We start from the raw sequence: 3,249 nt of genomic DNA, 5'->3' as shown, positions 1-3,249 counted from the left end.
AAAAAGAAAAGGAAGAACGGACGCATGACCGCAGCGATAGGGGACCCGGCAGACCGGGTGGTGTCAGAAATAAAGATGGACGTGCAGATTCGGACGATTCCATGCAAGTACTGTTACGGCTGTTGCCTATAAGGAGGGCCCCGCAAGCGCATCAAGAGCATCCATAGGCAATAGGCGGTGGTACTTGATTTGTCAGTACACTTTCAGCGTCTATGAGGGTTAGGCTGTGGACGTTCAATCCCGAGATTGGTGTCGTAGCTGAATTGGCGGTTGTTTCTAATTACCGGCAATGTGCGAACACACTGCTGGTAAAAGAGGCGGTTTGTCAACTAAGCAAGATTAGAAGAATAGTCAATTTAAAAAGGTAACGGCACTTCCATTCAGGAGGCCGTTACCTTTTTCTGTGAGCAGTTAAATTAGGTTTTATGTGAGACTATCATGCTAGCGTTGACTAAGTTTAACGGATCGGGATTGCCAGTACTTTTTGGCTAGTACAATGACAACGACTAGCCCGCTGAATTGGCAGGTCGTCATTAGGCCGAAGCCCATGTTAAAGGCGTTGATACTCCCACTAATGAGGCTGAGCCCGGCAAATACTGTCAAACCAAGCCAATGTATCCGAGGCGTCCAGACGTTTGGGTGGCGATGGGCAATGCCCAAATTGATCATAAGCCCGATCAGTAAGAAGATGAGAAAGTCTATCCAATAGAGACCCGGGAAAGTTGAAAATTGGGTAACGCGTTCCACCAGGAGCACGCCGAATAGGACCACTAATAGGATGGAGCTTGGATAGGTAACTGGTTTCGCTAGGGGTACGGCTGTTGTTTCTTGTAAGAGCGTATCTACTGGGACAGCATATAGTGTGGCTAATTGAGTAATGGTGGCGATGTCCGGTTGGTTCCGGCCGGTCTCCCAACTGGAAACGGTTTGACGTGAGACGTGAAGCTGTTCTGCAAGTGCCGTTTGGGTCAGCTGTTGCGTTTGCCGGAATTGTTTCAAGCGTGCACCTAGTTCTGTCGATGCCATGGAGGGACCTCACTTCCTTGATAATTGCTATTAACTCCAGCATAGAGAATCAGCGGGAAATAGCAAGCTATTCTTGCTAGCATCCGTATCATCTGGCGGTTTGAACGGGTACGCTGAAAGGGAGTAGAGGAGACGATGTCCAGTGCAACAAGTACAAGAGCAAATGGTTCAGGTAACCGGTCTACGGAAAATGTTCGGTCACCGCGTAGTTTTACATGAAGTGAATTTCGCAATTACAACTGGCGAAGTTGTCGGTTTAGTCGGTCCCAATGGTGCGGGTAAGACGACCATTATGAAAGCGTTGCTGGGATTGCTGGCTACCGATGCCGGAAACGTTCGGATTTTAGGACAACCCGTTTCGGTCAATACTCATACTGTTGTGACCCAACAGGTAGGTGCGCTCATCGAACACCCGGCGATTTATCCGTTTCTGAGTGGCTGGCAACATTTACAATTGATGACGGCCTCTGTGGAACAAATGACGTGGGTGGTGCAAGCGCTCCAAATGCAAGCTTTTATCCGCCGACCGGCCAAGCGGTACTCGCTAGGCATGAAACAAAAGCTGGGAATTGCCATGGCTTTAGTGAAACGGCCACGGTTAGTCATATTGGACGAACCAATGAATGGGCTGGATCCCCAGTCCGTTAAGCGGCTACGTCATTTGATAGGTCAGATGGCAGGGGAAGGGACGAGCTTTTTAATTTCCAGTCATATTCTGAGTGAGTTGGAAAAGATCATTGATGCGGTGATTTTAATTGATCAGGGAGAGGTGCTGCTGCAACGGACGATGGGACAATTTCGGGAATCGGCGCGGCAATCTTTAGTGGTGCGGACGGCGGAGAATGCGCGGGCTTTGCGGGTCCTTTTACAGGCAGACTATCCAGTGATACAGCGGGGTAGCAACTTAATCGTGACGCAACCGGTGTCGCTGACGCCCTTGCTGCATACCCTGCTCGACGCGCATATCCAGATTTTAAAGGTGAATCAGCACCAGGAAGATTTAGAGACAGTCTTGTTACGCTTATTGGCAGAAAGGAAGGTATAGGTCATGGGACGATTAATCCAGCAGGAGATTTTTAAATTCAGACATCAGCGATTAGCGCGGCTCACACCCGTCATCTTAGTCCTCTTAATGGTGGGTCTGGCGATGACGACCCATGGCGCATCAGTCGGTGATCAGAAATTTTACGTCTCGTCGGCGTATGGCGGATTTCAATGGCTGACGATGCTCATTATAGTGATTGGTGCCAGCTGTGTGACGATGGAATTCGAGTATGGGACGATCAAACAGTTGGCGATCCAGGTGAATCATCGATGGATGCTCTTCGTGGGAAAGTATGTCTTAGTCCTCGGCTATAGTGTCTTAGGCCATGGCGTGGTCATCCTCGTGACGTTATTGCTCAAAGTGAATGGTGGGCACAGCCTTTCCTGGCAGACCATGTATCTCTATCACCAATCGTTACTGATTAATCTAGTGACCAACGCGGTGTTAGATACGTACGGCGGCGTGATGATTATCGGACTAGTCTTCTTGCTAGCAAGTTGTAGTCATAACAGCGCGGCAGCAATCGCTGTTGGCATGGGTGTCTGCTTCATGGGGGAAGGCATATCCAGTCTACTATTGCAGTCGTTTAAGTCGTTAGTGCCAGTGATGAGATGGAATCCGTTTAATATGTTCTTCTTGCAGGAGGAGTACGGCAATCCCAGCTACCAGCAGAACGTAACGCATCTGACGATTCAACAGTTGGGTATTGGAAATCTCGTGTGGGCGTTGTTCTTTGTTGGAGTGGGCGCAGCGCTTTTTTCGCGACGACGGATTTAAGTTGAGGAGGCTGGCCGGAAACATGATTTGCAAATTAGACAGTGCGGACAGGCGTCACGGCGACATCCTGCCAAAGGAGGCTTCTGGTCCGTGATATGGAGAGGACGTGGCGGACCTGGAGCCACAGCAAACAAATGGTGGAATTGTCGGCATTAATTTATGATTTTTGTCGACAGTGAGATGATGTGCATGGTATATTATATAAGTTGTCTTTTACGACACCGGCTCGTTAATTTAAAAAGTTAAATTGCTTGTTGACAAGCGGTCTGGCAAAATGGTATATTAATTGAGCTGCTTCATTAGGCAGCCGGCAATTCACAGTTTAATTAATTTAAACTTATTGTTGACATCATATTGATTGAATGGTATGATTATTAAGTTGTCTGCGAGAGCGGATAACC

The 3,249-nt window shown here is 48.3% G+C and carries 3 protein-coding genes; 2 read left to right on the top strand and 1 reads right to left on the bottom strand.

What is annotated here, in order from left to right; genetic code table 11:
- Positions 1-441 precede the first annotated feature (441 nt).
- Positions 442-1,026, bottom strand: coding sequence for a helix-turn-helix domain-containing protein (locus tag LSE01S_RS10495; protein WP_061777578.1), 585 nt, complete (start codon positions 1,024-1,026; stop codon positions 442-444).
- Between the two features lie 142 nt (positions 1,027-1,168).
- On the opposite strand from LSE01S_RS10495, the gene LSE01S_RS10490 reads away from it, so the two are divergent.
- On the top strand, positions 1,169-2,071 hold the full coding sequence (locus LSE01S_RS10490) for an ABC transporter ATP-binding protein (RefSeq protein WP_061777577.1): 903 nt from the start codon (positions 1,169-1,171) through the stop codon (positions 2,069-2,071).
- A 3-nt stretch (positions 2,072-2,074) separates the two neighbouring features.
- A complete protein-coding gene (locus tag LSE01S_RS10485) occupies positions 2,075-2,848 on the top strand; it encodes an ABC transporter permease (RefSeq protein WP_061777576.1) in 774 nt (257 codons plus the stop codon).
- The last annotated feature ends 401 nt before the right edge of the window (positions 2,849-3,249 follow it).

It is taken from the genome of Levilactobacillus senmaizukei DSM 21775 = NBRC 103853 (genome assembly GCF_001592085.1).
Lineage (GTDB): Bacteria > Bacillota > Bacilli > Lactobacillales > Lactobacillaceae > Levilactobacillus > Levilactobacillus senmaizukei.
Note: the sequence above shows the minus strand (reverse complement) of the source record. Positions and strands in the feature narration are given on the sequence as shown.